At 34.7% G+C, this 7,111-nt stretch carries 6 protein-coding genes and 2 pseudogenes; 7 read left to right on the plus strand and 1 reads right to left on the minus strand.

Annotated features, from left to right (window positions below):
• Positions 1-126 precede the first annotated feature (126 nt).
• From GBN19_RS16170 to GBN19_RS13570, 7 genes and pseudogenes are all read left to right on the plus strand, one after another.
• A pseudogene (locus GBN19_RS16170) lies at positions 127-330 on the plus strand (restriction endonuclease); the annotation flags it as partial.
• A 169-nt stretch (positions 331-499) separates the two neighbouring features.
• The gene (locus tag GBN19_RS13545; protein WP_151778502.1) at positions 500-688 is read left to right on the plus strand and encodes a hypothetical protein; all 189 of its coding nucleotides are present in this window, start codon (positions 500-502) and stop codon (positions 686-688) included.
• 91 nt (positions 689-779) lie between these two features.
• Entirely contained in the window at positions 780-1,682 is a 903-nt protein-coding gene (locus GBN19_RS13550) for a helix-turn-helix transcriptional regulator (RefSeq protein WP_151778503.1), read from the plus strand.
• Positions 1,683-1,745: 63 nt separating this feature from the next.
• Positions 1,746-2,792, plus strand: coding sequence for an ATP-binding protein (locus GBN19_RS13555; protein WP_151778504.1), 1,047 nt, complete (start codon positions 1,746-1,748; stop codon positions 2,790-2,792).
• Between the two features lie 14 nt (positions 2,793-2,806).
• Entirely contained in the window at positions 2,807-4,105 is a 1,299-nt protein-coding gene (locus GBN19_RS13560) for a hypothetical protein (protein WP_151778505.1), read from the plus strand.
• Positions 4,106-4,108: 3 nt separating this feature from the next.
• Positions 4,109-6,055, plus strand: coding sequence for a hypothetical protein (locus GBN19_RS13565; RefSeq protein ID WP_151778506.1), 1,947 nt, complete (start codon positions 4,109-4,111; stop codon positions 6,053-6,055).
• Positions 6,045-6,689 (plus strand): OmpA/MotB family protein, encoded by a 645-nt coding sequence (locus GBN19_RS13570; protein ID WP_151778507.1) that lies wholly within the window; start codon positions 6,045-6,047, stop codon positions 6,687-6,689. Before GBN19_RS13565 ends, GBN19_RS13570 begins: the two co-directional genes overlap by 11 nt.
• 66 nt (positions 6,690-6,755) lie before the next feature.
• Here GBN19_RS13570 and GBN19_RS13575 read toward each other — a convergent pair.
• Positions 6,756-6,947: pseudogene (locus GBN19_RS13575) on the minus strand (tyrosine-type recombinase/integrase); the annotation flags it as partial.
• Positions 6,948-7,111 lie beyond the last annotated feature (164 nt).

Genomic DNA, 7,111 nt, shown 5'->3' on the forward strand with positions numbered 1-7,111 from the left:
GGATAATCTTTTTCAGATTCAATTAGTAATTGAACCGCTCTTTCTCTAATTTCGGGGGTATAGTTTGGTTTTTTCATCGGAATAGTCTCTCAGAATATTGAGTCTCCGACAAACCCGGTACGGTTCAAGGATAAAGTACGCCAAATCTATTTCGTTGCAGAAACTAAAGGCTCAATGCTAGACAGTGACCTAAGGGAAAAAGAGAAACGTAAAATTGACAGTGCTAAAAAGTTCTTCGCTACTTTAAATCAAGAAAATCAATCATTGGAGGATGTAGTTCATTATTCGGTGATTGATAGTTTTGGTAGTCTGATGAAATTGGTGAAGTAAATTTAAAAGGTCTGAAATTTTATTTCAGGCCTAAGCCTCTTTAAAATTTTCTATCTAAAAATAGTAACGAATGACATAACCTGTCATTACCATTATTTATATTTTTTTCATTCGTTCAATAAGTACTTTTTAGCTTCTATTCAAGCGATCAGTATAAAAGGAGATTGTGATGAAAATATATACAGGTTCATTCACGTTAAAGCATAAAGTCAAAGCTCTTAAGCGCATTTTGAAAGCTTTCATCTTTGGAGAGATAAAGTTGTCTGAGTTAGCTAGAGTTTATGTCGCAATGTTGCATTTAGAACGCTACCTTGAGCGTTTAAATTCTAAAAAATCGGATGTAACCCTATTTAATTGATAAGCAATCATCTTTTTTGCTCTAATAGTGTGCTATATTTGTATTAATTCATATCGATTTCTATTAAATATAATTAAATAGAGAATTTTTTATGCAAATTGATAGTTCTACTCATGAACGTCTAGCAGATCGTTTGGCGAACATTTTAACAAAGCTGAATATGGGATGTCATTTAAGCGTCAAAGAACTAGCCTCAGAGTTTGGAGTCAGTACACGTACTATTTCTAGGGATTTTGATCGCTTAAATACTTATTTGCCACTATTACAAGATATTGAAAATAAAAAATATTATTTAGAGTTAAATTATTTAGGGAAGTTTGCCCCTAAAGATATTCAAAATTTTGCTCGAATCTCAGGAATTAGTCATTTATATCCATCGTTGGATGTATCTTTTTTACGTGAGATTTTAGATAGCCGTGCACAGCAAGTATATAACGCTAAAGGCTACTCTTTTGAGAGTGCAGACCAGTTTAAAGAATTATTTCAGATTATTGGTCGAGCAATTCAAGATCACAAACAAGTTGGTTTTTTATATAAGGGTGAGCCTAGATTAGTTCAGCCTTACCGTTTAATTCATCATCATGGTAGTTGGTACTTAGCTGCTGTTAGAAAAAATCAACTTCGTACCTATCGTGTTTCACATATTCAAAGCATTTCTGCTACGCATGAGTATTCTCAATTTACTCCAGATCCTGAGATTGTGAGGCAAGTTGAGAACGATGAAAGTATCTGGTTTGGTCAGGATAAGAAAGAAGTCATATTGTCTATTCAATCTGAGGTCGCATTCTATTTTAAGCAGCGCTCTTTATTGCCTGAGCAGCAGATAGTAAAGGAATTAGGCGATGGAGGGTTATTGTTATCGAGTCAAATTACTCACATTACTCAAATCCTCCCCCTAGTCCGTTACTGGATTCCACATATTAAAATTGTTAATCCTATAAGCATGCAAGATGAGCTAGAAAAAAGCTTAAGAAGATATTTATCTATAGGATGAGGCAAATGGCTTTTAAAAAAATGAGTGAAGATAAATTCAAAAATTTACCTAATGGTGGGGTATATGATTAATTTCTTTCGGAATATTGCAAATGAAAAAAAAGTATCAAATAGCGAGGATAATATTTTGAGTTTGGAAAAAGCTAGAGAGCGATTACAGAAGTTTCAAACAGAACGTGAAGAAAATAGTACTACCGTAGATTTTTCTGAAGTAAAGGAAAATCATAATTCTACTTTTCAGATTATACAGCCAGTAGTCACTTTGGATAATGATGTTATTTTATCAGCATCGACTCGTATTCAATTGGATGAAGGGGTAGCTAAATTAAAATTCCATAAAACTATTTATGAAGATTGGAATTTTGGTAGCGTTGATAAGCAAGGTCGTAGTGTAATTCTAAATTTCTATGGTGCGCCTGGTACAGGAAAAACTCTTACAGCTGAGGCTTTTGCGGGAAGTTTGGGATTCCCTATTATTAAATTAGGTATAGCTGAATTAGAAAGTAAGTTTATGGGTGAAACTTCTAAAAACATTCAGGCTGTATTTAAAGCTGCTACAGAAGCTAATGCGGTTTTATTTTTTGATGAAGCGGATACTTTATTAGGTAAGAGATTATCATCTGTTACACAAGGTATTGATAATGAAGTAAATGCAATGCGTTCAACTCTACTAATTGAATTAGAGCGTTTTTGTGGAGTTGCTATTTTTGCAACAAATTTTGCAAAAAATTATGATGAAGCCTTTAGAAGTCGCATCAGTCATCATATACATTTTGATTTGCCTGATCTAGACGCACGTAAACAGTTGTGGGGAAAAATGCTAGTTAGTGCTATCCCATTATTAGAACCAAGAGAAGATTTTATCAATTGTGCCTCAGAGTTATCAGATGGTTTCTCTGGTAGAGAAATTAGAACTTGTATGAGATTAGTACTGCCTAAATCTTTATTGGAAGCTGAACAAAATAAAGAAGAACCTAAGGTTAAGTTGGAACAGTTACAAGAAGTTATTGAACGTATAAAGAAAGCTAAATCAGAAGTTGCAAGTAAAGAAAATCGTTTAAGTAGTAGTGAAGTTAATACAGCAAAAGCATTACTTGGTGTTAAAAACTAAGAGGGTAAATTTAGATGGGATTTTGGAGTTCTGTTGGTTCAGCTTTTTCATCCGCTGCGAGAAGTGTCAGTTCAGCTGTTTCCTCTGTAGGCAGAGGTATAGCATCAGCTGCAAGTGCAGTATGGGATACAGCGAAAAGTGCAGCCAGAAAAGCTGTAGATTGGATGGCTGATGAAGCTGAAAACTTTGTTGGTAAAGTCAAAGATGTCTGGGCAACTGTTAAGCCTCATGTGGTTAAATTTGCACCTAAAGTTACAAGTGCATTAAAGATGATTCCACATCCTTGGGCGCAAGCTGCGGCAGTCGCAATAGAAAAGGGTTTACAAGGGTTATTGGCATTAGAAAACAGCCCAATCTTGAAAAAAGTTGAGCAGGCTATTATTTGGGCTTCTAAGGCTGCAAAACATTTTCGAGATATGTATATGACACCTGAAGAGGTGAAGGAGGCTGAACAGCGTCAAGAAGATTTGCAAGAAGCAATGGATGCGATGAAAACTGAGGAACAACGTCAGTCTATTCGTTTTGCAGCAGTGATTAATGACTATGTTTTAGTTCAAACGCATATTCAAGAGATTTTAGAAAAAGATACAGTAAAAGACTTTTCACACTATCTACGTTTACGTGCAACTCAAAAATTATTGAGAGCCGCGGAAAAAACTTTAAGCACAGCCCGTAACTTAGATGAAATTACTGCGGACGATTCTTTTTTATTACGTGTAGGTGCTGATTTATTGGCTGAAAATCCAAATCTTACCGATGCAGATACAGAGAAATTGGATAGCATTATTAAACGTCGCTTTAGTGGTAAATCTTTAATCCCATTTGTTTTTGAAGAGTTGATTTGTGCTTGGGAAACCAAGTTGCAAAATATGGAAGCTAAATGGAATCAGATGAACAAAGAGGCTGCGACATTAAAGCGTCAAATAACAGAGCTTGAAGTGAAAATGGAAGTCGAATCATTGACTCCCAACGAAGAAGCTCAATTGGTGGATCTTAAAAATGATGCAAAAAATACTGCATACCAATTAACTCAACAAGCAGATGAAAATCGTGCGATGCAAAGTTATGTTCACGCTGCCGAGGGTTTTCTTCAAGTCTTAGAGAAAACTGCTGAACAATTTGAAGAAGAAGGTCGTGATTATATCATAGATGATGTTGCAATAGTCGGACGTTTATTAGTTGAATGTGCTCAGCATGGTAAACAATGGAATGAACTGACAGAGGAAGAGCAAAGCCTTATTACTGACTATGCAAATATTTTTGCAGAGGATAGTAAGAACCGTATGCAAGAATTAGTTACGGCAGAGGTTTAATTTATGGAAATTTTAAATTTTTTATTACCTTTTCATGAAATCCCTTCAACATTTTTCGAAACAAATTTCATACTCCCTTTGATTTTCTTCATAATTGTCTGGTCGCTATTTGCCTATACGATTATTCAAGTTTATCGTACAGCTAAACCAGAGAATTGGGAAAATAATTGGTTTGGTGGCAATAAAAATAGTCAATCCAAAAAGTTGGATGCTGAACATGGTTCAGTAATGGAAATCAGTGAAGCTGTTGCTACACCAGCTGAAAAGCTTGCTGATATTATGCCAGGTATGATTTTGATCATTGGTCTTTTAGGAACTTTCCTTGGGCTTGGGCTTGCTTTGGATAAAGCATCCTCTATATTAAATGGTGCTAATGCGCTGGGTAATATGGACTCATCGATGTCTAGCCTTATGGATATGATGAAAGACTTAGGTACTAAGTTTAAGACGTCTACTTGGGGGCTACTTGCTTTTATTCTTTTAAAAGTTATTTTATCTAAAAATGGCTATGAAGAACGGCGCTTGCGTTGGTCTATTGAAAAAGTGAAAAGTGAGCTTGATCTTATTCGTGATCAAAAATTACAGGAAGAACGTAGTAATAATAATAAGCTGCTAGAATGTATGCAAAGTATTGCTAAGCAATTCGAAAGAACAGTTAATCAAAATCAAACAGTTAATCAAAATCAGTTAGAGTTGTTAACAAGCTATAGTCAAGAAACAATCAAAGCTATTCAACTTAGCCATCATGAACAATTGAAACAGCTAAATTTTAGTAATGATGAAAATGTACGCTCATTAACATTCCAGTCTGAACTTATAGAAGGCTTAGTTGAAAATACACAGAAAAATCATGTTTCTATTATGCAGCAGATAGGAAAATTTTTATTTGCAACAGAGAATAATAGTAAAGAATTATTGACTTTGATTAATCATAATCAATCTGAACAAGTTGAAGTGTTAAATAAACAATCTGTATTAATAGAGAAAAAATTTGATACTTTGGCTAGTCAGTCAACTGATTTAATTACATTACTTGGCATTCAGCACAAAGAAACTACAGGGTTACTTCAAGAGAATGTAGCTCAAAGCGTTGAAACCAGAAAAGCCATGGTTGAGTTTATTCGCAAGAATGAAGAAACCGTTGTTAAACTAGGAAATGCTGCTGAAGGGATGTCTCAAGCCGCATCGATAATGGGTGAGTCAGCAAGCGAACTACAAACTGTTATTGATAGCTTTAGAAAGAATATGGAAGAAGTCATTTCTTTAATGAAGAAAGATTTGAACTCAACTATTTCGAGTATGAATACTAGCTTTAGTCAAAACATGACAAAAATGTCAGATAACCTCAAGTCATCTATTGGTGATATGAGTACAAGTTTCAAGAAAAATATGTCTGAAATGTCTCAAGGTTTGGGTACGGCAACAGAAAATATTTCTCAGGCAGTCAATAGTTTATCTATTAGTGTTGATCAAACAATGTCAAGAGTAAGTTTGACTATTCAAGAATCAATGGATATACAGAAGAATGCTCAAGTTAAATTTATTGAGAGTACAAAAACACTCAATAATTATGTTAATGAGATGACTGGTTTAGTTAATAACTTATCAGGTGATATAAAGGGAAGTCTAAAATCTGTAGCTGAAAGTAATCGTCAGGTGATTCATTTTGGCAAGAAGGTGGAGGTAAGTAGTGAAAAACTTACTGATGCTGTTGAAAAAGCATTTAGTGACTTATCACAAAACCTCAGTGCAATACATGAGTTGAAACCTACACTCGAAAATTTAGCAAGTGGTATTGTTTTACAAAAGGAAACTCTACAAAGACTAGAGGTACAAAATTCTCAGCGCAATTTCTCGAAAAATAACCAAATAAGCAATAAGAGGAAAAAGGGGAATACCTCTATTGCTGAAAACTTATTTGGTTTTAATGGAGTAGAGAATGAGGGATAAGCCAAGTGAATGGGTATCAATCTCTGATTTAATGTCGGGAGTTATGGCTGTAGTAATGTTGTTATTGGTTATATCTGTGCTGCAAAAAACTTATGCTGAAATAAAACATAAGCAAGAGATGCAGGGCAGCCAAAGTAATCAACAAAAAAAAATGGTACAGACACTAAATGAAATCAAAAAAGAGGTTAGTTTACAAGGTGCTAAAGATTTAATTGATTTTAATATTGAGCAAGGAACAATTACATTAAAGGATAGTGTTTTTGCTCAAGGTAGTGCTTGCATTACACCTCAAGCTGCCGATACATTTACAAATATTCAAGATAAAATTGAAGCATTTTTAATGACCTCTAAGCAATCTGGTGTATTTGTAGAGGGACATACAGATAATACTCCTGTTTCTAAACCAGTAACAGATTATCAGAAGTTCTGTACAGTTTATGATGACAACTATACATTATCGGCTGCCCGTGCAAGGGAGGCACGGAAGTTATTGATAGGAAAGCTTGATGAGCAAACAGCTAAAAGAGTAGTTGTTGCGGGATATGGTGATTCACAACCAATTCATGGTATTTCTCCTAAAGATCCTAATAATCGTCGTGTTGTTGTTAGATTTATTGTTAATCAACAATCATAAGTTGTACTAGTTAAAAACCCAACCTGACAGATACACCTTTTGGCGTATCTGTCAGATTTATTTATATTAAATATGATTAGCTTTTATTAAACCATCCATATAATCAGCCCATTTCTGTAGCCATATTGCACATTCCTTTTCATAACCATGCAGGTTATAAGTACCCTCAATTCCTTTTTTAGAATGACCAAGCACTGCTTCTGCCACATCGGATGGGCACCCTAATTTAGATAAGCCTGTTCGTACAGTTCTTCGTAAGCATCCGGTAAAGCAGCTCCTTACCAATCTATCGAATTATAGTCAAACTACTTTATTATTCATACAAGATTCGAAAAAAACTCGAAATAACTCATCGACTGAGTCGATCAACCATTCTTTACGCTTACGTTTAACCCATGCCCACATCTGTTCTATAGGATTTA

It is taken from the genome of Acinetobacter brisouii (assembly GCF_008993995.1).
In the GTDB taxonomy this organism is placed as follows: domain Bacteria; phylum Pseudomonadota; class Gammaproteobacteria; order Pseudomonadales; family Moraxellaceae; genus Acinetobacter; species Acinetobacter brisouii_A.

Bases quoted from the DNA above. Each gene is read 5' to 3' on its own strand.
- GBN19_RS13545 (WP_151778502.1), top strand. From the start codon at position 500: ATGAAAATATATACAGGTTCATTCACGTTAAAGCATAAAGTCAAAGCT.
- GBN19_RS13550 (WP_151778503.1), top strand. From the start codon at position 780: ATGCAAATTGATAGTTCTACTCATGAACGTCTAGCAGATCGTTTGGCG.
- GBN19_RS13555 (WP_151778504.1), top strand. From the start codon at position 1,746: ATGATTAATTTCTTTCGGAATATTGCAAATGAAAAAAAAGTATCAAAT.
- GBN19_RS13560 (WP_151778505.1), top strand. From the start codon at position 2,807: ATGGGATTTTGGAGTTCTGTTGGTTCAGCTTTTTCATCCGCTGCGAGA.
- GBN19_RS13565 (WP_151778506.1), top strand. From the start codon at position 4,109: ATGGAAATTTTAAATTTTTTATTACCTTTTCATGAAATCCCTTCAACA.
- GBN19_RS13570 (WP_151778507.1), top strand. From the start codon at position 6,045: ATGAGGGATAAGCCAAGTGAATGGGTATCAATCTCTGATTTAATGTCG.